General features: G+C 68.3%; 19 protein-coding genes. 9 read left to right on the forward strand and 10 right to left on the reverse strand.

All coding sequences use genetic code 11. The annotated features are described in order from the left end of the window. The 3 genes from AC1D1T_RS17605 to AC1D1T_RS17615 all read left to right on the forward strand — a co-directional run. Positions 1 to 677: aminotransferase class III-fold pyridoxal phosphate-dependent enzyme (locus AC1D1T_RS17605; RefSeq protein WP_477992228.1), on the forward strand; the 677-nt coding region annotated here is incomplete at its 5' end. Next, positions 674 to 1993 (forward strand): type III glutamate--ammonia ligase, encoded by a 1320-nt coding sequence (gene glnT, locus AC1D1T_RS17610; RefSeq protein ID WP_477992229.1) that lies wholly within the window; start codon positions 674 to 676, stop codon positions 1991 to 1993. The genes AC1D1T_RS17605 and glnT, both read left to right, overlap by 4 nt. 13 nt (positions 1994 to 2006) lie before the next feature. Then, a complete protein-coding gene (locus AC1D1T_RS17615) occupies positions 2007 to 2939 on the forward strand; it encodes a DMT family transporter (RefSeq protein WP_477992230.1) in 933 nt (310 codons plus the stop codon). Here AC1D1T_RS17615 and dusA read toward each other — a convergent pair. Beyond that, positions 2925 to 3914 (reverse strand): tRNA dihydrouridine(20/20a) synthase DusA, encoded by a 990-nt coding sequence (dusA, locus tag AC1D1T_RS17620; RefSeq protein ID WP_477827590.1) that lies wholly within the window; start codon positions 3912 to 3914, stop codon positions 2925 to 2927. The genes AC1D1T_RS17615 and dusA overlap by 15 nt on opposite strands. A 188-nt stretch (positions 3915 to 4102) precedes the next feature. On the opposite strand from dusA, the gene AC1D1T_RS17625 reads away from it, so the two are divergent. Genes AC1D1T_RS17625 through AC1D1T_RS17650 form a run of 6 tightly spaced genes read left to right on the forward strand, consistent with a single transcriptional unit; the run spans position 4103 to position 10438 of the window. Beyond that, complete coding sequence (locus AC1D1T_RS17625) at positions 4103 to 4534, forward strand: type IV pilin protein (protein WP_477827589.1); 432 nt, start codon at positions 4103 to 4105, stop codon at positions 4532 to 4534. Then, positions 4522 to 4986 (forward strand): GspH/FimT family pseudopilin, encoded by a 465-nt coding sequence (locus tag AC1D1T_RS17630; RefSeq protein WP_477827588.1) that lies wholly within the window; start codon positions 4522 to 4524, stop codon positions 4984 to 4986. The genes AC1D1T_RS17625 and AC1D1T_RS17630 overlap by 13 nt, the downstream gene beginning before the upstream one ends. Beyond that, a complete protein-coding gene (locus tag AC1D1T_RS17635) occupies positions 4977 to 5435 on the forward strand; it encodes a type IV pilus modification PilV family protein (protein ID WP_477844038.1) in 459 nt (152 codons plus the stop codon). The genes AC1D1T_RS17630 and AC1D1T_RS17635 overlap by 10 nt, the downstream gene beginning before the upstream one ends. Then, positions 5422 to 6495, forward strand: coding sequence for a PilW family protein (locus AC1D1T_RS17640; RefSeq protein WP_477828481.1), 1074 nt, complete (start codon positions 5422 to 5424; stop codon positions 6493 to 6495). The genes AC1D1T_RS17635 and AC1D1T_RS17640 overlap by 14 nt, the downstream gene beginning before the upstream one ends. Beyond that, positions 6492 to 7064 carry a pilus assembly PilX family protein gene (locus AC1D1T_RS17645; RefSeq protein ID WP_477828480.1) on the forward strand — a complete coding sequence of 191 codons (573 nt, stop codon included), beginning with the start codon at positions 6492 to 6494 and terminating at the stop codon, positions 7062 to 7064. Before AC1D1T_RS17640 ends, AC1D1T_RS17645 begins: the two co-directional genes overlap by 4 nt. A gap of 23 nt (positions 7065 to 7087) precedes the next feature. Next, positions 7088 to 10438 (forward strand): pilus assembly protein, encoded by a 3351-nt coding sequence (locus AC1D1T_RS17650; protein ID WP_477992231.1) that lies wholly within the window; start codon positions 7088 to 7090, stop codon positions 10436 to 10438. Here AC1D1T_RS17650 and AC1D1T_RS17655 read toward each other — a convergent pair whose 3' ends face one another. The 9 genes from AC1D1T_RS17655 to infB form a co-directional block, all read right to left on the reverse strand. Continuing rightward, positions 10439 to 11323 (reverse strand): alpha/beta fold hydrolase, encoded by an 885-nt coding sequence (locus tag AC1D1T_RS17655; protein WP_465113606.1) that lies wholly within the window; start codon positions 11321 to 11323, stop codon positions 10439 to 10441. It lies immediately after the preceding gene. Next, positions 11320 to 12114 carry an esterase/lipase family protein gene (locus AC1D1T_RS17660; protein ID WP_477828051.1) on the reverse strand — a complete coding sequence of 265 codons (795 nt, stop codon included), beginning with the start codon at positions 12112 to 12114 and terminating at the stop codon, positions 11320 to 11322. Before AC1D1T_RS17660 ends, AC1D1T_RS17655 begins: the two co-directional genes overlap by 4 nt. Positions 12115 to 12166: 52 nt before the next feature. After that, positions 12167 to 13720: a wax ester/triacylglycerol synthase family O-acyltransferase gene (locus tag AC1D1T_RS17665; protein ID WP_477828052.1), complete on the reverse strand. Its 1554-nt coding sequence runs from the start codon at positions 13718 to 13720 to the stop codon at positions 12167 to 12169. Positions 13721 to 13787: 67 nt separating this feature from the next. Beyond that, a complete protein-coding gene (locus AC1D1T_RS17670) occupies positions 13788 to 14885 on the reverse strand; it encodes an enoyl-CoA hydratase/isomerase family protein (protein ID WP_477992232.1) in 1098 nt (365 codons plus the stop codon). Further along, positions 14882 to 15748 (reverse strand): DMT family transporter, encoded by an 867-nt coding sequence (locus AC1D1T_RS17675; protein ID WP_477829004.1) that lies wholly within the window; start codon positions 15746 to 15748, stop codon positions 14882 to 14884. Before AC1D1T_RS17675 ends, AC1D1T_RS17670 begins: the two co-directional genes overlap by 4 nt. 1 nt (position 15749) lies before the next feature. Continuing rightward, a complete protein-coding gene (typA, locus tag AC1D1T_RS17680) occupies positions 15750 to 17564 on the reverse strand; it encodes a translational GTPase TypA (RefSeq protein ID WP_477992233.1) in 1815 nt (604 codons plus the stop codon). Between the two features lie 16 nt (positions 17565 to 17580). Further along, complete coding sequence (gene truB, locus AC1D1T_RS17685) at positions 17581 to 18528, reverse strand: tRNA pseudouridine(55) synthase TruB (protein WP_477843027.1); 948 nt, start codon at positions 18526 to 18528, stop codon at positions 17581 to 17583. A 3-nt stretch (positions 18529 to 18531) separates the two neighbouring features. Further along, positions 18532 to 18897: a 30S ribosome-binding factor RbfA gene (gene rbfA, locus AC1D1T_RS17690; protein ID WP_047512900.1), complete on the reverse strand. Its 366-nt coding sequence runs from the start codon at positions 18895 to 18897 to the stop codon at positions 18532 to 18534. Positions 18898 to 18991: 94 nt separating this feature from the next. After that, positions 18992 to 21332 (reverse strand): translation initiation factor IF-2 (infB, locus tag AC1D1T_RS17695; protein ID WP_477992234.1); only part of this gene is annotated, 2341 nt, incomplete at its 5' end.

A 21332-nucleotide genomic window follows, 5' to 3' on the forward strand; every position in this document is an offset into this window, starting at 1 on the left:
TGCAAGGCGAAGGCAGCTTCAACGTGATCCAGGCCGAGGCGCTGCGCTGGCTGCGCGCGCTGTGCGACGAACACGGCATCGTGCTGATAGCAGACGAGGTGCAGACCGGCTTCGGCCGCACCGGCCGGCTGTTCGCGATGGAGCACTTCCCGGACGTGCAGCCGGACATCCTCGTCAGCGCGAAATCGCTGGCCGCCGGCCTGCCGCTGTCGGCGGTGACCGGGCGCGCCGAGATCATGGATGCGCCCGCCCCCGGTGGGCTCGGCGGCACCTATGCCGGCAACCCGCTGGCGATCGCCGCCGCGCATGCGGTGATCGGCGTGATGCACGACGAGCAGCTGCCGGCGCGCGGCCAGACGCTCGGCGACCGGCTGAAGGCGGTGCTGAACGACATGCGGGCGGCCGTGCCGCAGATCGTCGACGTGCGCGGGCTGGGTGCGATGGTGGCGGTGCAGTTCAACCGCGCCGGCAGCGATGAGCCCGATGCCGCGTTCACGAAACAGGTGCAGGCCGAGGCGCTGCAGCGCGGGCTGATCCTGCTGAGCTGCGGCGTCGATGCCAACGTGATCCGCTTCCTGTTCCCGCTGACGATTCCCGACGCGCACTTCACCGAGGCGATCGGGATCCTGCAGGCGTCGCTGCGGGCTGCCGGTGTTGTGGCAACAGCCGCTGCATGAAAGAACTCCGCGAGCGCCTGCAAGCCGAAGGCGTCCACACGCTGATCGCGCAGTTCACCGACGTGCACGGCGTCGCGAAGGGCAAGTACGTGCCGCTCGCACATCTTGAGAGCCTGCTGGCCGAAGGCGCGGGCTTTGCCGGCCCGTCGATCTGGGGCACCGGGCTGCCGCGCACCGGCCCGCGTTCGGAGTACTACGGCCGCGGCCAGCCCGAGACGGCCCGCGCGCTGCCGTGGATGCCCGGCTATGCGCGCATCGTCTGCGACGGCTTCGTGGCCGGCGAGCCGTTCGACGCCTGTCCGCGCCAGGTGCTGAAGCGCCAGGTGGCGCGGCTGGCTGAACGCGGCTGGCTGCTCCGCACCGGCATCGAGCCGGAGTTCTTCCTGCTGCGCCGCACGGCCGATGGCGGCATCGCCCCGGCCGATGCGCACGACGCGCTCGACAAGCCGTCGTACGACCTGAAGACGCTGCCGCGCCAGGCCGCCTTGCTGCACGAACTCGCCGCGGCGCTGACCGCCTGCGGCCTCGACGTGTTCCAGGTCGACCATGAAGACGCCCACGGCCAGTACGAGCTGAACTTCCACCATGCCGAGGCGCTCGCGAGTGCCGACCACCTGATGCTGTTCAAGATGGCGGCGCAGGCGCTGGCCGAGCGGCACGGCAGCATCTTCTCGATGATGCCGAAGCCGTTCGCGAACCAGCCGGGCAGCGGCATGCACTTCCATGTGTCGCTGTGGGCCGGTGGCGATTGCCTGTTCGCTGATCGGCAGCAGCCTTTGTCGACGCTCGCGCTGCAGTTCATCGCCGGCGTGCTGGCGCATTCGGCCGCGCTGTGCGTGCTGGCCGCGCCGACGGTCAACAGCTACAAGCGGCTGGTGGTCGGCGAATCGCTGTCGGGCACGAGCTGGGCGCCCGCCTACGTGGCACATGGCCCGAACAACCGGACCGCGCTGGTGCGCACGCTGAACGGCCGCTTCGAATGGCGCGTGCCGGATGCATCGGCGAATCCGTACCTGGCGACCGCGGCGCTGATCGCGGCCGGCCTCGACGGCATCGAGCGCGGCCTCGACCCCGGCCCGGCCTGCACCGACGACCTGTTCCAGCTGTCGCTCGCGCAGATCCGCGAACGCGGCATCGGGCTGCTGCCGCAGGGCCTGGGCGAGGCCGTCACGGCGCTGGAGGCCGATGCGGTGATCCGCGCCGCGCTCGGCGAGACACTGGCCGGCGAGTTCATCCGCCTGAAGCGCGCCGAGTGGACCGAGTACGCGCGCCACGTCAGCGGCTGGGAGATCGCGCGGTACGCTAGCGCCTTTTGATCCGCCCCCTCGAATGACCTCTCCGACCTCGGCCTCTGCGGCCGCCGGCCCTGCGCACGCGCCGTGGCTCTCCTACCTCTGCCTCGGCAGCTCGATGGCCCTGGTGGGCAGCTACGTGGGACTGTCGAAGCTGCTGCTCGCGGTGTTCCCGGTGTTCCTGCTGGCCTGGCTGCGCTTCGGCATGGCGGCCGTCGCGATGGCCGGCTGGGTGCGGCGGCGCCCCGGTGAAGCGCCGCTGAGCCGGCACGACCGCATCCTGCTGTTCTTCGAATCGTTCTTCGGCAACTTCCTGTTCTCGATCTGCATGCTGTTCGGCGTCGGCATGAGCTCGGCGCTGGCCGCCGGCGTGATCATGGCGGCGATCCCGGCCGCGGTGGCGATCCTGTCGCGGCTGTTCCTGAAGGAGCGCATCCTGCCGCGCGTCGCTGCCGGCATTGCCTGCGCGGTGGGCGGCATCGCGCTGGTGTCGGTGGTGGCGCACGGCRGTGAGGACAAGGGCAGCTCGCTGCTCGGCAACCTGCTGCTGTTCGGTGCGGTGCTGTGCGAGGCCTCGTACGTGGTGATGGGCAAGAAGCTCGCCGGCAACGTCTCGGCCAAGCGCATCAGCGCGCTGGTCAACCTGTGGGGGCTGGCGCTGGTGACGCCGTTCGGGCTGTGGCAGGCCTGGTCGTTCTCGTTCGGCGCGGTGCCGGCGGCGTCGTGGTCGCTGCTGCTGTTCTATTCGCTGGCGGCCAGCATGGTCACCGTGTGGCTGTGGATGACCGGGCTGCGCCACGTGCCGGCCTCGTCGGCGGGGATCTTCACGGTGCTGCTGCCGATCAGCGCGGCCGTGGTCGGCGTGGTGTTCCTCGGCGAGCGGATCAGCGTGACGCAGGCCGCCGCGTTCGGGCTCGCGATCGCCGGCGTGCTGCTGGCGACCTGGCCGTCGCGTTCACGCCAGAACTGATTCGCTGCGCGCGATGCGCGCGACCTCGCGCGCCGGCTCGGTCTTGAGCTTGTGGTCCGACCACACCTGGCGCCAGCGGCGCGCGCCGGGCAGGCCGTTGCGCAGGCCCAGCATGTGGCGCACGACGCGCGACCACGGCTCGCCCTTCAGGCCGACGCGCTCCATGTAGTCGACCATCTGCTGCTCGATGGCCGCGCGGTCGAGCTCGTGGTGCGGCACACCGAAGAACAGCGCGTCCCACTGCGACATCAGCCACGGGTTGTGATACGCCTCGCGGCCCAGCATCACGCCGTCGAGGTGCTGCAGCTGTTCGGTGATCTCCTCCTGCGTCGTGACGCCGCCGTTCAGCACGATCGTCAGGTGCGGGAAATCGCGCTTCAGCCGGTGCACCGTCTCGTAGCGCAGCGGCGGCACCTCGCGGTTCTCCTTCGGGCTGAGGCCCTTCAGCCACGCATTGCGCGCATGCACGATGAAGACCTCGCAGCCGGCCTCGGCGATCTGGCCGACGAAGTCGCGCACGAATTCGTAGCGCTCGTCCTGGTCGATGCCGATGCGGTGCTTCACCGTCACCGGGATGGCCACCGCATCGCGCATCGCCTTCACGCTGTCGGCTACCAGCGCCGGCTCGTTCATCAGGCAGGCGCCGAACGCGCCGCGCTGCACCCGCTCGCTCGGGCAACCACAGTTCAGGTTGACCTCGTCGTAGCCCCATTGCTCGGCGAGCTTCGCGCAGAAGGCCAGGTCGGCCGGCTCGCTGCCGCCGAGCTGCAGCGCCACCGGGTGCTCCTCGGCATTGAAGTCGAGGTGGCGCGGCCGGTCGCCGTGGATCAGCGCGCCGGTCGTGACCATCTCGGTGTACAGGCGCGTCTGCTTCGTCAGCAGGCGGTGGAAGTAGCGGCAGTGGCGATCGGTCCAATCCATCATCGGGGCGACGGACAGGCGCCAGGGGGATGCAGGCAGCGCGGGATCGGACATCGGCGTAACGAAAGGCGGCAAAGACGCCATTGTCCATCCACCGCCAATGCCCCTTCCGGAGGACGCTTCGTGACGGCGTGCGCAGTCGGCAGGCAGGGGATTGTCAACTAGTGTGAGCGGATGTATCGGAGCGGCTTGTCTTGTCTACATTGCGCCCATCGCCTCTCGAGGCCGCTTCGAAAACTCCGATGCCACAGCCCTCCCACCGCGGCTTCACGCTCATCGAACTGATGATCGCCGTCGCCATCGTCGCGATCCTCGCGAAGATCGCCCTCCCCGCCTACACCGACTACCTCAAGCGATCGCGCGTGCCGGCCGGGCTCGATGCCTTGTCGGCCTACGCGATCCGCATGGAGCAGTACTACCAGGACAACGCCTCCTACGGCAACAGCAATGCCACCGCGTGCGCACTCGCCGCGCCGAGCGGCGTCGACAGCTTCAGCTTCAGCTGCGCGCTCACCAGCACCACCCAGTACAAGCTCACCGCCACCGGCAGCGGCCGACTCGCCGGCTACAGCTACTCGATCGACTACGCGGGAGCGCGCAGGACCGAGGCCCACCCGAAGGGCACGCCCTCCGGCAACTGCTGGTCCACCCGGGGGTCGACATGCGAAGGCTGAACCCGCAGCAGCGCGGCTACTCGTTGATCGAGTTGCTGGTCGCGCTGACGATCTCGGCGATCCTGATCGGCGCCGGCATGCCGGCCTTTGCCGACTACCTGCGCAACAGCAAGCTGCGCGAGGCCGGCAACACGCTGCTCGCCGATGCGCTGTACGCGCAGAGCGAGGCCATCAAGCGCAACGCGGCGCTGTCGCTGGTGGTCTCCGGCACGTCGGTCAGCGTCACGGACGCCGGCGGCACCACGGTCCGGCAGCGCGCGCAGCCCGACGGAGTGTCGGCCACCGCCGACGTGACCGTCGCCCTCGACAGCTCCGGCCGCCCTGCTGCCGATGCCTCCATCAACCTGCAGATGGCAAGCGTGACCTGCTCTGCCGACATCCGCTGCCCCGGCCTGCGCCTGGATGCCGGCGGTGGCATCCGCCTGTGTGGAGACAACACCTCATGCAATTGATCTCTCGTCAACGCGGCATCGGCCTGATCGATGCGCTGGTCGCACTGAGCATGCTGGCCTTCGGCATGCTCGGCATGACCCGCATGCAGGGCCGGCTCATCACCCAGGGCAGCGACGTGCAGATGCGACTGATCGCCTCGCGCGCGGCCGAGGAACTGCTCGGCACCGTGCTGGCCGACAGCGCCAACGCCGCCTGCTATACCGTGCCGGCCACGGGCACATGTTCCAGCACCACGGCATCCACGAGTGCAGCCGCATGGAGAATTGCGACTCTGGCCTCGCTGCCCACGTACAGCGTGTCCAACGCGCCCGGCGCTGTCGTCACGCTGGACAGCTCGACCGGCCGCTTCAAGGTGGTGGTGAGCTGGGGCGCCAAGGCCACCACGCTCGGCGGCGAATCGATAGCCGACACCCACAACGTCACGGTGACCACCGATGTGCGCCAGTGACACGCCGCGCCGTGCCGGGCAACGCGGCACCTCGCTGATCGAACTGCTGGTCGGCATCGTCGTCGCGTTGCTGATCGGGCTGGTCGCGATGGGAATGGCGATCAGCTTCGCCGCGACGCAGCGCCAGGCCGTCGGCACCTCCAGCGCGACGAGCAGCGGCTCGTCGGCGATCGAGATCTTGCGCACAAGGACCCTGCCGACCGGGCTGGGCTTCTTCGGCAGCAGCAGCTTCCGCTGCGAGAGGCTGAACCTCAGCTACGGCAGCAGCGTGCTCGGCGACGGCACTGCCTTCTCGCCGCTGAACGTCACGCGCCCGTCGACCGGCCTGTTCGACACGCTGGACGTGATGCATGCCTCCAGCGTCTATGGCGGCACCGAGGTGCCGCTGCTCAGCGCCACCGCCACCGCCGCGTCATTGAAGGCGCATCTGCCCGCTTCGACGGGGCAGGTGGTGCTGCTGTCGCCTGCCACCGCGGGCGCGCCCTGCACGGTGCGCTCCGTCACCGGCATCACCGCCGCCACGGCCGACACCTACGAGCAGCTGAGTTTCGGGTCGTCGGGCAGCGATGGCGCGTACAACCAGGCCACGTTCTCGGCCTCGACCAGCTACGCCGCCGGTGACCGCATTGCCTTGCTGGGCGCCTTGTCCGCCTACCGCTACAGCGTGACGAACAACGCACTGCAGCAGACGGACCTGATCGCCGGCACCACGGCCACGCTGGCCCGCAACGTGATGGCGTTCCGCGTGCAGTACGGTGCGGCCGCGTCGACCAGCTCGCGCGCGCTGGACAGCTGGGTCAACCCGGGCGCGAGCACCGAATGGGCGACGGTCGACAGCGCCCACCTCGGCCGGATCCTGGCGATGCGCGTGCARCTGCTGCTGCGCAGCCCCCAGCCCGAGAAGCCCAACACCAGCACCGGTGTGTGCGAGGCGACAACCATCGCGCCGACCTTGATGACCGGTGAAACCTATGCGCTGGCCACCGCCGACAGGTGCTACCGCTACCGCCTGGTGAGCACCGTGATCCCGCTTCGAAACATCACCGGAGGCCTGAAATGACCCCACGCGCCCGACACCAACGCGGCGGCTCGCTGTTCCTGGTGCTGATCGTGCTGGCCACGCTGATGCTCAGCGGCCTGGCGCTGGCCCGCATGACCGATACCGGCACGCTGCTCGCCGGCAACCTGGCCAGCCGCGCCGCGGCGCTGCAGGCCGCCGAGGTCGGGGTCAACAACGGGTATGCCGCGGTGCAGGGGCTCACGGATGAGGAGTCGACCGCCCAAAGCTTGACGTGGTATCGGCGCACGCTTGACACGAACCAGACGGCCCAAGGGTTGCCGAACTCGGTGCCGTGGAGCAACACACCCGCCAGCACCGTCGGCGCGATGACGGTGAACTACTACGTCGAGCGCGTGTGCGACTACACCACCGCTGCCATCACCGACGCCACCAAGCAGTGCCTGCTGAAGGAAGTCGACATGCCGGTCAATCGCGCCGAAGACCCGGGCGACCGCGACAAGCAGCTCGACAACCCCTACGCCACGCAGTTCCGCATCACGACCCGCGTCACCGACCAGCGCAACACGACGGTCTATGTGCAGGCCCTGGTGACCAAGGGCAGCAACTGAACTTCGCTCGAGAGGATGTGACCATGTCGTTCTTCATCAATCGCCCGGGCGCCCTGTGGGTGTCGTTGCTCCTGCTGGGACTCCCGTCGGCGCACGCCACCGACGTGGCGACCCGGCCGCTGAAGGCCAGCGTGCTGGTCAAGCCGAACGTGATCATCGGGATGGACGATTCCGGGTCGATGGATGCAGAAGTGCTGTTCGACGAAACGAACAGCGGCATGCTGTGGTGGGATAGGACCACCAAGCAAGCGTGGTCCAACGGCAAGCTTCGCGACAAAACGAGCAATTCCGACCTATACGGCTATCTCTTTCCCAACGGGGCAAACGTCTCGATCCCGGGCACGCTGGTGCTGCCGACGACCTATGCCGCAATCCCTCCCACCAAGGACTTCGCGTTCACGCGCTCAAATGCCTACAACCCGGCCTACTACGACACGAACGTCACATACGCTCCCTGGGTGAACTACTTCTACAGTGGCTCGCTGACTTCCTTCRGCGATGCGGTCCCGAGTGCTGCACGATCGCACCCGTCCATCGGTTCGAGCACTTTCGATTTGACGCGACAACACTGCGACGTCGGATCAAACCAGCAATTCACACTGTCCGCAGGCATGCGAATCGAAAAGGGTGTGGCATGGGGATACTCCGATTGCTCCACTGTGCAGACGACGGACACCATCGTGAACGTTACAGGGGGTCTGTCGGTCTCCTTCAGCTACTACCCGGCCACCTTCTGGGTCCCTGAAGTCTGCACCGTGTCCGCGAATGACCCGACCTGTGCCACCGCTTACGACGGCGGGACATTGAAGCGGTATGAAATCAAGTCCGGCAACACCTTCCCATCGGGGCGCAGCTATGCCGACGAATTGCAGAACTTTGCCAACTGGTTCCAGTACTACCGAAAACGCAAGCTGACCTTGGCGGCCTCGATGGGCAAGATCCTGCAGCGCATCGACGGCATCAACCTCGGCACCGTCTCCTTCTCGAATCAGGTCGCAGGCACGGGTCTAATCGCTCCGACGATGTACGACATGGACTCAACCACACCGAGCACCGGCTATCAAGCTGCACTCGCTCCCTTCTACCGAAGCAACGCGAGCAGTTCGACGCCGACGCGCAAGGTGCTGAGGTACATCGGCCAGCAATTCAGCGGCAGCACGATCGTGGGGTACGCGTGCCAACGCAACGCCGCACTGATTGCCACCGACGGCTATGCCGACGATGCAGCCGCTGCCGCCCCGAGCTACGACGCCTCGTTGTATGGCAACAATCGCCCGCCGTTTGCCACGACCTACGCTGGCACGCTCGCCGACCTGGCCCTGTCCTACTACACGAATAACCTGCGTCCCGCGATGTCGACGGGCAGGGTGCCGACCTCCGACAGCGATGCAAATCCGAACCTGCACATGACGACCTATGCGGTGTCGATCGGGTCCAAGGGCAACCTGTGGCCGGCTACTGCGGCACCGACCACGGCCTCCCCCGCCAGCTTCTGGCCGGCAACCACCTTCGGCACTGCCGGTGCCAATGCATCTGCGATCGACGAGCTGTGGCATGCGACGATCAACGGCCGCGGCGAGATGTTTCTCGCAACAACACCCGATGCGACCGCCGACGCCATGCAGGCCGCCTTCGACTCGATCCGGTCACAACGCGCCGGGGAGGCCAGCGCCAGTGTCGGTTCAGCCAACCTGACACGAAGCAACGGCAAGGTCTACGCGACCAGCTACAACGTCAGCGGCTGGACCGGTGACCTGGGTGCCTACCCGATCGACAGCACGACCGCCGTGATCACCTACACGACGAGCTGGTGGGCGAGCACCCAATTGTCCAGCAGGAACTGGACGGGCCGCAGCATCGCCACCTACGACGGCGCCAGCGGCCAGCCCTTCACCGCCACCGCCGTGGGCGCGAAGCTCAACCCCGGCAGCATCTACGGCAGCACGAGCAATCTCGTCGACTACCTGCGCGGCAACCGCAGCGGCGAAGGCAGCACCTGGCGCAAGCGCGGCTCGTTGCTGGGCGCGATCATCAATGCGTCGCCGATCGTCAGCCGCGACAGCAGCACGGTCTTCCAGGCCTCCAACGAAGGCATGCTGCACGCCTTCAACACCACCAACGGCAAGGAACTGTGGAGCTACATTCCCGGCTCCGTGCTCACCGGCATCGGTGCCACCAGCCAAAAGAGCTACCGCTTCAGTGCCCAGCTCGACGCCACCCCCACGCTGGCGACGGTTTCCGGCCAGGAGATCCTGCTCGGTGGCCGCGGCTCGGCGGGCACCGGCTGGTATGCGCTGGACGTGACGAACGCGTCGGCCATCACCAGCGACGCCGCGCTGGCAGGCCGCGTGAAGTGGGAATTCCCCAACGACAACACCTCGGCGTCGGTCAGGAACCAGGCGGGGCTGTCCATCGGTGGACCCCGCATCGTCCGGATCAAAGGGGCGACCAACTCGGTCGCCCTGCTGAGCAGCGGCTACAACAACGCCGCGCAGGACGGCGTCGGCCGGCTCTTCGTGCTGGACGCGCTCACCGGGACCTTGCAGGCCACGCTGTCCACCACGGCGGGTGCTTCGGGTGACCCGGGCTTCGCTCAGTTCTCGCCGTACTTCGAGGACGACGGCTCGGTCCAGTACGTCTACGGCGGTGACGAGCGCGGCAACCTGTGGCGCTTCGATCTCGTCAACAGCCAGGTCAATCGCGTGGCCACGCTGAGGGATGCCTCCGGCACCGCGCAGCCGATCACCACGGCCCCTGCGCTCGTCTACCAGAACGGAAAGCGGACCCTCTTCGTCGCGACCGGCCGCATGCTGGGCTTCACGGACCTCTCGAGCACGCCCGGCACGCAAACGGTCTACGCGATCTCGGACGGTGACGAACTCACCAACCCGCGCGGCAGCCTGACCAAGCAGGTCTACGACAGCGCCACCGACACGCTGACCAGCAACAGCGTCAACTGGAGCACCAGCCGGGGCTGGTACATCGACCTGCCCGCCGGCGAGGTCGTCAACACGGCGCCGTCGATCGGCTACACCGCCGTGGTGCTGGTGACCAACAAGTCGACCATTTCGGACTGCTCGGCCAGCTCCCGCTACTACGTGGTCGACATGGCCAGCGGCACGGCCATCTCCGGCGTCGGCTACGTGAGCGCAACGATCTCCAGCACCGACATGTCGTCGAAGATGACGCTGCTGCGCACGACGGCGTCGAGCGCCTCCAGCGGGTCGTCCAGCTCCAGTTCCAGCAGCAGCTGCGGCTCCGGCGGCATCGCGGGGATGACGACCGTCGCGTCGGGCACCATCAGGACCACGGCCCTGAACCTGTGCCAGGCCATCCCGTCGCGCAAGAACGCCTGGACCGAGATCCGCCGTTGATCAGGCCCGCCCGGCGGCGAGCTCGATGCCGTCGGCGAACCTCGGCAGCAGCGGCAGCGGCAGGTCGTGCCCCATGCCGTCGACCAGGTCGAGCTGCGCGCCGCGGATCTTGCGCGCCAGGTCGTGCCCGGCCGCCACCGGCACCAACGGGTCGGCCTGGCCGTGGATCACGCGGCACGGCACGCTGATCGGCGCCAGCCGCGCACTGCGGTCGCCATCGGCCGCGATCGCCACCAGCTGCCGCCCCGTGCCCGCCGGCCGGTACGCCCGCGCGACCGCGGCGCGCAGCTTGTCGAGCATCCACTGCGGATCGGGCCGGTAGGCCGGGCTGCCGATCAGGTGCATGAAGCGGCCGAGGTGCGCCGCCACCGATTCGGGGTTGCGCGGATCCTCCGGACGGCTCAGCAGCGCGCGCCGCACCTCGGGCGTGGCGGTAGGCAGCCGGCGCGAGCCGGTGGTCGTCATCATCAGCGTCAGGCTCTTCACGCGCTGCGGATGGTGGATGGCCATCAGCTGCGCGACCATCCCGCCCATCGACGCGCCGCACACATGCGCCTGCGCGATGCCCAGCGCATCCAGCACGCCGGCCGCATCGTCGGCCAGCGCGCGCAGCGGGTACGGCGGGCGGATCGGCAGGTGCAAGGCGTACTTCATCGCGGCCAGCGGCAGGTTCGGCACGCCCAGCGCATCGAAGCCCTGGCTCAGGCCGACGTCGCGGTTGTCGAAGCGGATCACCCGAAAGCCCCTGGCCACCAGCATCTGCACCAGCTCGTCGGGCCAGGCCGTCAGCTGCATGCCCAGGCCCATCACCAGCAGCAGCGGCTCGCCCTGCGGCGAGCCATGGTCTTCGACCTCGAGCGAGATGCCGTTGGCCGCGAGCTTCATGCCGCGGCGGTCTTGAAGAACCACCGGCGCGCGCCATCGGCCTCGAAGCGCTGCCAGCGCGCCGGGTCCTGCGCGAGACGGTCGGCGATCGCGTAGAGCGCCAGCGGGTTCATGCCCATGCCCATGTGGCTCGCATGCACCTCGATGTTCTCGGCCAGCGGCGATGCCTCGTTGATGCTGCACTGCCACGCGACGACGCCGTCGGTGCGCGAGTAGATCGAGGTGGTGGGCACCGGCGGCGGCTGGCGCACCTGTTCGAGCAGGGCCGGGTCGTGCACGCTCTGCCCGCTGACCCATTCGTAGAGGCGCCATGCATTGGTCGCCCGCGGGTGGCCGGTGAACGGCGTGCCGAGCGTGATCACGCAGCGCGTCTGCTGCGGGCGCTGCTTCGCGACCTCGCGCGCGTACACGCCGCCCAGGCTCCAGCCGATCAGGCTGACCGGCTGCTGGTGGCGCCGGTGCAGCAGGTCAACCGTCTCGGCGCAGCGTTCGAGCACGCCCTCGCGCGGGCCGAAGTTGAAGCCCTGCTCCCACGGGTAGGGCACGTAGCCGCGGTCGCGCAGGAAGTTGCGCAGCGGCACGGTCGTGAAATCGGCGGCGGCCAAGCCGGGAAAGACGAGCACCGGGTGGCCATCGCCGGGCGGCAGCTTGTCGAGCGCGCGGTTCAGCACCGGAGAAGACGCGAGCATCGCCGCGAACTCCCAGGGCGCGCGCCCTTCGAGCATCAGGAGCAAGGCATTGGGGGCCTTCAGGTCGTCGTGGGGGGACTGCTGCGCGCCGTCACGAGGCATGGTGGGGGGCCGCGTCGGGCCATCGTGAATACGCTTGCATCTTAGTGGGCAATCAGCGGGCGGCGGCGGCTTTGGCTGGAGACCTGGCCCTAGGCTTGGCGGGGGCCTTCGGCCTGGGCTTGGATAGGGGCTTGGATGTGGGCTCGGGTGTCACCATGGCGACAGGCTCGCCGGTGGCCGGCAGCGCCAGCAGTTCGGCCAGTGTGGCTTCCAGGTGCGCGGCGAGCTCGGCCACCTCGGGCATCGCCTTCGCGCACGCCATCAAGCCGAAATCCAGCGATTGGTCGTAGCTCTGCACGGTGATGTTGAGCGCGACGCCGTGCACGACGATCGAGGCCGGGTAGTTGGTCAGCATCCGCGCGCCGGCCATGTACAGCGGAAACACCGGCCCGGGCACGTTGGAGATCACGACGTTGGCGATCGGCGGGAGGCGGTCGGCCACCTTCGCCTTGCCGTACAGCGAGGTGACGGTGCTCATCAGCCATGGCACGCCAAGCGACGGGAAATCGGTGGGCATCAGGCTCTTGACGCTGCCGAGCGTGGATTTCATCGCGGCGCTGGCCGCCTTGACGTACAGCAGTCGCTCCATCGGGTCGGCGAGGTGGGTGCCGAGGTTGACGACCGTCATCGAGGCCTGGTTGTTCGCGGTCGTGTCGCCGGCCGCGCGGGTGGATACCGGCACCGCCGCCACCATCGACTTGCGCGGCAGCGGGCCGTGCTGCAAGAAGTGCCGCCGCAGCGCGCCGCCGCACAGCATCAGCACGACATCGTTCAGCGTCGCGGCATGCGCGCGGCGCAGCGCCTTGATCTGCGCGATCGGCAGGCTGACGCCGGCGAAGGCGCGACCGTCGCTCACCGAGGCGTTGAGGCGCGTGCGTGGCGCGAGGCCGATCGATGCGTCGCCGGCGCTGCCGCGCACCTGGGCCACCGCCCTGCCGGCGACGCTGCGCACGCCTTGCGTGGCCACTTGGGAGAGCGCGCCGACCGTCGACGGCAGGGCCTTCACCAGGTTGCCGTACTGCTGCAACTGGTTCGCGAGCACGCCGCTCAGCATGTCGGCGAGGCCGATGTCGAGTTTCTTCGCGGCGCGTGTCTCGTGCTCGATGCTGCGCGGCGTGGCCTGCACGTCGAGGATGGCCTGGGCCAGTGCGATCGCGGCCTGGCCGTCGACGGCGGCGTGGTGCAACTGGGTGTAGAGGCCGACGCGCCGGGTCTTGTCGGGCCCGGGCGCGAGGCCTTCGAAGACATGGAATTTCCACAGCGGGCGGTCGCGGTCGAGCAGCACCGGGTGCAGCTGGCTGACCTGCTCGTCGAGTTCGGCCAGCCCGCTGCCCTTCGGCAGCTTGATGCCGACGATGTGCTGCGTGAGGTCGGGCGCCGCATCGACCCACACCGGGTTCGCGAGGTTGAACGGCATCCACGCGAGCTTGCGGCTCAGCGCGGGCGCCAGCGGCAGGCGGGACTCGATGTGGCGCCGCACGTCGCCGAGAAAGCTGCCCTTGTAGCTGGCCGGCAACTCGAACAGGTGCAACGCGCCGACGTGCATCGGCATCTCCGGCGTCTCCATGTACAGGAAGGACGCGTCCAGACCGGACAGCTGCTTCATGGGCCTCTCCCTTGGGGGTGAGGCTGATGCTAGGGCGCGGTCTGCCCCCCGGCGCTCGGGGGAAGCCCTACTCGTCGATCAGCGTGCGCAGCGGATGCGCATGCCCAGGCCACGGGCTCTCGAAGAACGCCGCCACCATCGCCGGTGTCACGCCCTCGATCTGCGCCGGGTTCCAGCGCGGGCTGTGGTCCTTGTCGACCGCCAGCGCACGGATGCCCTCCACCGTCTCGCTGGCCGCGCCGGGGCGCAGGTGGAAGCAGTGGCGCACCAGGTCGCGCTCCATGCGCAGGTCGTCGGCGAGCGTCATCGTGCGGGCACGCCGCACCTGCTCGAGCGTCACCGCCATCATCAGCGGCGAGCGCTTGGCCAGCGTCGCGAGCGTGGCTTGCGCCCAGCCGCTGCCGTCGCTGCGCAGCGATTCGACGATGCCGATCAACGACTCGGCAGCAAAGTGTCGATCGATCGACGTGCGATCGAGCACAGTCGTCGCAGCTGGCGCCACCGCCCGCGCACGCACCGCAGCGTGAAGCTGCGCCGCGTTCTCATGCGGCTGATCCACCAGTGCCTCGACCAGAGACGACAGCGCGTCGCTGGGAACACACACATCTGCCAGCCCGCAAGCGATCGCATCACCCGCCCCGAGGATCTGCCCCGTCAGCGCCAGGTACTCGCCGAGCCGCCCCGCGCAGCGCGCGAGGAACCAGCCGCCACCCACGTCGGGGAACAACCCGATGTGCGTCTCCGGCATCGCCATCTTCGTGCGCTCGGTCACCACGCGCAGCGACGCGCCCTGCGAGATGCCCATGCCACCGCCCATCACGATGCCGTCCATCAGCGCGATATAGGGCTTCGGATAGGTGTGGATCAGGTGGTTGAGCGCGTATTCCTCGGTGAAGAAATCTTCCAGCTCCGGGTTGCCGGCCAGCGCCGCCTGGTAGAAGAAGCGGATGTCGCCGCCGGCGCAGAAGGCCACGCCCTTGCCTTCCAGCGTCGCGCCACGCACCACCACGGCCTGCACGGCAGCGTCGTCGCGCCAGGCCAGCAGCGCGCGCGTGATCTCGCGGATCATCGGCAGCGACAGCGCGTTCAGCGCCTGCGGCCGGTTCAGCGTCAGCAGGCCGATGCCGCCCTGCACCTGCGCCACGATCAAAGAAGAACCGCTCATGCCCGCGCCTCCCGCAACCCGACCCATGCATTGACGAACAAGGTGCCCAGCACCAGGCTGCCGCCGACGATCACCGCCATCGACGGCTGCTCGCTGGTGCCCAGCCACGCCCACGCGATGCCGAACACGATCTCCAGCAGCGCCAGCAGCGACATCTCAGGCGCCGGCAAATGCCGCGCCAGCCGCACCGCCAGCACGCACGGGATCGCCAGCTGCACCAGCCCCAGCAGGCCGAGCAGCGCCACGTCGTGCACCGAGGCCTGCAGCGGCAGCGACAAGGGCAGCGTGACGATCGCCGAGACCAGCGAGCCCAGCAGCAAGGCCGGCACCAGGTCGACCGTCGTGCCGCTGCGCTGCAGCGTGTTCCAGTTGATCGCGCTCGCGACGGGCACGCCCAGCGCGACCAGCGAGCCGATCACGTGCTGCGGCTCCGAGCTGACCCCCTGCCCGTACATGTAGGCGATGCCCAGCCCGGCCAGCACGATGGCGGCCCAGGTGCGCCGCGCGACCGGGTGGCCGAGCGTGAAGCGCGCCAGCACCGCGGTCATCAGCGGCGCGAGCGCCATCGTGATCAGCACGTTGGCCACCGTGGTCAGCGTGAGCGCCACCATGAAGCAGGTGAACATCACGCTCCACATCAGGCTCGAGATCCACAGCGGCCGGCCGCCCGCGCGCAGCAGCGCGAAGGTGTCGCGGCCATGCGCCCAGGCGTAGTACACGCCCAGGCACGCGCAGGTGGCCAGGCTGCGCCAGAACGTCACCTCGAAGCTGCGCGCCGATTCGAGCTGGCGCGTCACCACGCCGGCGATGCTCCACATCAGCGTGACGAGCAGCATGCCCGCCACCGCCCGACCATGGGTCATGTCACTCGCTGCGGGAAGCACGCTTGCGATCGTGCTCCTTGAGGTGGCGCTTGCGCACGCGGATCGACTTCGGCGTGATCTCGACCAGCTCGTCGTCGGCGATGAACTCGACGCCGTACTCCAGCGTCAGGATGATCGGCGGCGTGATCTTGATCGCGTCTTCCTTGCCCGACACGCGGAAGTTGGTCAGCTGCTTCGCACGCACCGCGTTGACGATCAGGTCGTTGTCGCGGCTGTGGATGCCGACGATCATGCCTTCATACACCGGGTCGCCCGGCTTCACGAACATGCGGCCGCGGTCGTCCAGCTTGCCCAGCGCGTAGGTCACGATCTCGCCGTCGTCCTGGCTGATCAGCACGCCGTTCTTGCGGCCTTCGATCTCGCCCTTGTAGGCCTCGTAGCCGTCGAAGATGTTGCTGATCAGGCCGGTGCCGCGCGTCAGGTTCAGGAACTCGTTCTGGAAGCCGATCAGGCCGCGCGCCGGGATCTTGTACTCGAGGCGCACGCGGCCCATGCCGTCCGGCTCCATGTTGACGAGCTCGCCCTTGCGCTCGCCCATCGCCTGCATCACGGCACCCTGGTGCTGGTCTTCGACGTCGGCCGTCACCATCTCGATCGGCTCATGGCGCTCGCCGTCGACCTCCTTGAACACCACGCGCGGCTTGCTGACGGCCAGCTCGTAGCCTTCGCGGCGCATGGTTTCCAGCAGGATGGTCAGGTGCAGTTCGCCGCGGCCCGACACCTCGAAGATGCCGTCTTCGTCGGTTTCCTTGACCTTCAGCGCCACGTTGCTCTGCAGCTCGCGCTGCAGGCGGTCCCAGATCTGGCGGCTGGTGACGAATTTGCCTTCGCGGCCGGCCAGCGGCGAGTTGTTGACGCAGAAATTCATCGTCAGCGTCGGCTCGTCGACCTTCAGCATCGGCAGCGGCTTCGGGTCTTCGATGCTGGTCAGCGTGACGCCGATGCCGATGTCCTCGATGCCGTTGATCAGCACGATGTCGCCGGGGCCGGCTTCAGTGGCTTGCTGGCGCTCCAGGCCCTCGAACTTCAGCACCTGGTTGACGCGGGCGTTGAACGGCGTGCTGTCCGGGCCGCTGAACACGGCCACGTTCTGCATCGGCTTCAGCGTGCCCTGGTTGACCCGGCCGATGCCGATGCGGCCGACGTAGGTGGAGTAATCCAGCGAGCAGATCTGCAGCTGCAGCGGGCCGGCCGGGTCGCCCTCGTGCGCCGGCACGTGTTGCAGGATCGCATCGAACAGCGGCGCCAGGTCGGTGCCGGTCTCGCCGGTGGTGAGCGTGGCCCAGCCGTTCAGGCCCGAGGCGTAGATCACCGGGAAGTCGAGCTGCTCTTCGGTCGCGCCGAGCTTGTCGAACAGCTCGAAGGTCGCGTTGATCACGTAGTCGATGCGCGAACCGGGGCGGTCGACCTTGTTGACGACGACGATCGGCTTCAGGCCGAGCGCCAGCGCCTTCTTGGTCACGAAGCGGGTCTGCGGCATCGGGCCTTCGACCGCATCAACGAGCAGCAGCACGCTGTCGACCATCGACAGCACGCGCTCGACCTCGCCGCCGAAGTCCGCGTGCCCCGGGGTGTCGACGATGTTGACGTGCGTGCCCTTCCACTCCACCGCGCAGTTCTTCGCGAGGATGGTGATGCCGCGTTCCTTTTCGAGGTCGTTGCTGTCCATCACCCGTTCGGTGACCTTCTCGTTCTGGCGGAAGGTGCCGCTCTGGCGAAGCAGCTGGTCCACCAGCGTGGTCTTGCCATGGTCCACGTGGGCGATGATGGCGATGTTGCGGATCTGTCGGGTCATGACGTGCTCTCTGCGTTCAAGGTGTCTTCAGGAGGCCTTGCACCTCCACCGGGCTCAAGAGCCTCGTCGAAATCAGTTCTCCGGCGTCGACCCGGCCGCTGCCGAGGAACGCACGGGGGTCGGGGCCGTACACGCGGACCTGCTCCGCGTCTGCCAGCGGCAGGCGGCGGCGCAGGCCGCTCAGGAAACGTCCGGCATCTTCGTCGCCGAGGCGCACCACCGGCCAGTCGGCCAGCAAGGCATCGGCGTCGAGCAGCGCGGCTTCGCGCTGCGCTTCGTCCATCCCGGCCAGCTGCTCCAGCGTGAGCGCCTGGCCGAGCGTCAGCCCGCCGGTCTCGGTGCGGCGCAGCGCGGCCAGGTGGGCACCGCAGCCGAGCGCCTCGCCGATGTCTTCTGCCAGCGTGCGGATGTAGGTGCCCTTGGAGCAGCGCACGTCCAGCGTCCAGCGTCCGTCGGCTCCGGCAGTGTCATCCTCGACGATGGCAATGCGATGAATCGTCACCGCACGCGCCTCGCGCTCGACCTCGATGCCGGCGCGCGCGTATTCGTACAAGGCCTTGCCGTCGCGCTTCAGCGCCGAGTGCATCGGCGGCACCTGGCGGATCGGGCCGGTGAAGCGCTCGATCGCCGCCTGCAGCTGCGCGCGCGTCACGTTCACCTCGCGCTGCAGCAGCACCTCGCCCTCGGCATCGGCCGTGGTGGTCGTGGTGCCCAGCTGCAGCGTGGCGCGGTAGGTCTTGTCGGCGTCGAGGCTGACCTGCGAGAACTTGGTGGCCGCGCCGAAGCACAGCGGCAGCAGCCCGGTCGCCAGCGGATCCAGCGTGCCGGTGTGGCCGGCCTTCTCGGCGCGGTACAGGCGCTTGGCTTTCTGCAAGGCGTCGTTGCTCGACAGGCCGAGCGGCTTGTCGAGCAACAGCACGCCATGGACGGCGCGCCGCGGGATGCGCGGGCGAGTGGCTTGCACCGGTCAGTCTTCCTTGGCCTGCGTCGAATTGGCCTGCTGGATCAGCGCGCTCAATTCGGCCGCCCGCTCGGTGGTGCGGTCGAAGTGGAAATGCAGCGTCGGCACGGTGTGGATCTGCAGGCGCTTGAAGAGGCCGTTGCGCAGGAAACCGGCGGCCTCGTTCAAGGCCTCCTCGCATTCCTTCACATCGCCCACCAGCAGCGAGAAGAACACCTTCGCGTGCGCATAGTCGGGCGTGACTTCCACCGCCTGCAGCGTCACCATGCCGATGCGCGGATCCTTCAGGTCGCGGATCAGCTCGGCCAGGTCGCGCTGGATCTGGTCGGCGATGCGGAAACCGCGGTTCGGGATGGCTCGTTTGTGTCGCATGTTCAAGGCTCCTGCTGGTTCGGGCGGGGCTCTTTCAAACACAAACCCCGCCGTCTTTCGGAGGGCGGGGTTTGGGGGAGAGACCCACTCCGCTTTACAGCGTTCGTGCCACTTCCTTCACCTCGAAGAACTCCAACTGGTCGCCCTCGGCGATGTCGTTGTAGTTCTTCAGCTTGATACCGCACTCGAAGCCTTCCTTGACCTCGCGCACGTCGTCCTTCAGGCGGCGCACCGACTCGACTTCGCCGGTGTAGACCACCACGTTCTCGCGCAGCAGGCGGAAGCGCGCGTTGCGGCGCACCACACCCGAGGTGACCATCGAGCCGGCCACCGTGCCGATCTTCGAAGCGACGAACACCGTGCGGATCTCTGCGGTGCCGATCACCTCTTCGCGCTGCTCCGGCGCCAGCATGCCGGTCATCGCCTTCTTCACGTCGTCGACCGCGTCGTAGATGATGTTGTAGTAGCGCAGGTCGACGCCGTTGCCTTCGGCCAGCTTGCGCGCACCGGCATCGGCACGCACGTTGAAGCCGATGATGACGGCCTTCGATGCGATCGCGAGGTTGATGTCGCTCTCGCTGATGCCGCCCACCGCCGCGTGCACGATCTGCACCTTGACCTCGGCCGTGCTCAGCTTGAGCAGCGACTGGGCCAGCGCTTCCTGCGAACCCTGCACATCGGCCTTGATGATCAGCGCCAGCGTCTGCGCTTCGCCCTGGCCCATGTTCTCGAACATGTTCTCGAGCTTGGCGGCCTGCTGCTTGGCCAGCTTCACGTCGCGGTACTTGCCCGAGCGGAAGGTCGCGATTTCGCGTGCACGGCGCTCGTCGGCCAGCACCATGAACTCGTCGCCGGCTTGCGGCACTTCGGTCAGGCCCTGGATCTCGACCGGCAACGACGGTCCGGCTTCGGTCGCCGGCTTGCCGTTCTCGTCCAGCATGGCGCGCACGCGGCCGTAGCTCGATCCGGCCAGCACCACGTCGCCGCGCTTCAGCGTGCCCGACTGCACCAGCACCGTCGCGACCGGGCCGCGGCCCTTGTCGAGTTGCGCTTCGATCACCAGGCCCTTGGCCGGAGCGTCCTTCGGTGCCTTCAGTTCCAGCACCTCAGCCTGCAGCAGCACTTGCTCGAGCAGCTGGTCGATGCCCATCCCGGTCTTGGCCGACACCGGCACGAACGGCGAATCGCCACCGAAGTCTTCCGGCACGACCTGCTCGGCCACCAGCTCCGACTTCAAGCGCTCGACGTTGGCCTCGGGCTTGTCCATCTTGTTCATCGCGACCACGATCGGCACCCCGGCCGCCTTGGCGTGCGCGATGGCTTCCTTGGTCTGCGGCATCACGCCGTCGTCGGCCGCCACCACCAGGATGACGATGTCGGTCGCCTTGGCACCGCGTGCACGCATCGCCGTGAAGGCCGCGTGACCCGGGGTGTCCAGGAAGGTGATCATGCCGCGCGGCGTGTCGACGTGATAGGCGCCGATGTGCTGCGTGATGCCACCCGCTTCACCCGCGGCAACGCGGGCACGGCGGATGTAGTCGAGCAGCGAGGTCTTGCCATGGTCGACGTGACCCATGACGGTGACAACCGGTGCACGCGGCAGTTCTTCGTGCACCGCCTCGGCCGCCGAATCCTCGAGGAAGGCTTCCGGGTCGTCCAGCTTCGCGGCGAACGCCTTGTGGCCCATTTCCTCGACGAGGATCATGGCCGTTTCCTGGTCCAGCTGCTGGTTGATGGTGACCATCTGGCCCAGCTTCATCAGCTGCTTGATGACCTCGGACGCCTTCACCGACATCTTGTGCGCGAGGTCGGCGAYGCTGATGGTCTCCGGCACGTGCACTTCCTGGATCTGCTGCTCGGGCGGCGCGACGAAGCCGCTGCCCTGCCCGTCGTTGCGGTCGCCACGGCGGCCGCCACGCGGTGCACGCCAGCCCGGACGGGCCGCGGAATCGTTGCGGGTCTTCAGCGCGCGCTTCTTCGCGGCGTCATCGGCCCAGCTCGACGACAGCTTCTCGGACTTGACGGACTTCTTGTCGCCCGGCTTGTCGCCCGGCTTCGCGGCGGCCGTGGTGGTCGCAGCGCCCGGCGCGGCGGCCGGCTTGTGGATCGTGCCCTTGATGCCTTCCTTGCCGGCTTCCGGCTTCGGCGGCTCTTCCGGCTTCTTGGCCGTCAGCACCTTCTTCGGCGCGTTCATCATCGCGCGGATCGCGGCGGCTTCGTCCTCGGCGGCCTTGCGGCGCTTGGCCAGGTCGGCGGCGCGCTGCTTCTCTTCGTCGACGACGTCGGCGGCCTTGATCACGCGCAGTGCGGGCTTCGGGGGCTCGACCGGGGCCACGGGGGCGGCAGCAACGACGGGTGCCGCCGTGGGTGCCGGAGCAGCCTTGGCAGCGCTCGCCGCGGCCTTCGCGGCCGGGGCAGGCGTCGGGGCCGCTGCG

It is taken from the genome of Rhizobacter sp. P2_H3, assembly GCF_056403355.1.

Excerpts from the sequence above, each read along its gene's own strand:
- AC1D1T_RS17625 (WP_477827589.1), top strand. The coding sequence starts at position 4,103 with ATGCCACAGCCCTCCCACCGCGGCTTCACGCTCATCGAACTGATGATC.
- typA (WP_477992233.1), bottom strand. The coding sequence starts at position 17,564 with ATGACCCGACAGATCCGCAACATCGCCATCATCGCCCACGTGGACCAT.
- AC1D1T_RS17675 (WP_477829004.1), bottom strand. The coding sequence starts at position 15,748 with ATGACCCATGGTCGGGCGGTGGCGGGCATGCTGCTCGTCACGCTGATG.
- glnT (WP_477992229.1), top strand. The coding sequence starts at position 674 with ATGAAAGAACTCCGCGAGCGCCTGCAAGCCGAAGGCGTCCACACGCTG.
- AC1D1T_RS17670 (WP_477992232.1), bottom strand. The coding sequence starts at position 14,885 with ATGAGCGGTTCTTCTTTGATCGTGGCGCAGGTGCAGGGCGGCATCGGC.
- AC1D1T_RS17630 (WP_477827588.1), top strand. The coding sequence starts at position 4,522 with ATGCGAAGGCTGAACCCGCAGCAGCGCGGCTACTCGTTGATCGAGTTG.
- rbfA (WP_047512900.1), bottom strand. The coding sequence starts at position 18,897 with ATGCGACACAAACGAGCCATCCCGAACCGCGGTTTCCGCATCGCCGAC.
- dusA (WP_477827590.1), bottom strand. The coding sequence starts at position 3,914 with ATGTCCGATCCCGCGCTGCCTGCATCCCCCTGGCGCCTGTCCGTCGCC.
- AC1D1T_RS17635 (WP_477844038.1), top strand. The coding sequence starts at position 4,977 with ATGCAATTGATCTCTCGTCAACGCGGCATCGGCCTGATCGATGCGCTG.
- AC1D1T_RS17665 (WP_477828052.1), bottom strand. The coding sequence starts at position 13,720 with ATGAAGCAGCTGTCCGGTCTGGACGCGTCCTTCCTGTACATGGAGACG.
- AC1D1T_RS17660 (WP_477828051.1), bottom strand. The coding sequence starts at position 12,114 with ATGCCTCGTGACGGCGCGCAGCAGTCCCCCCACGACGACCTGAAGGCC.
- AC1D1T_RS17655 (WP_465113606.1), bottom strand. The coding sequence starts at position 11,323 with ATGAAGCTCGCGGCCAACGGCATCTCGCTCGAGGTCGAAGACCATGGC.
- AC1D1T_RS17645 (WP_477828480.1), top strand. The coding sequence starts at position 6,492 with ATGACCCCACGCGCCCGACACCAACGCGGCGGCTCGCTGTTCCTGGTG.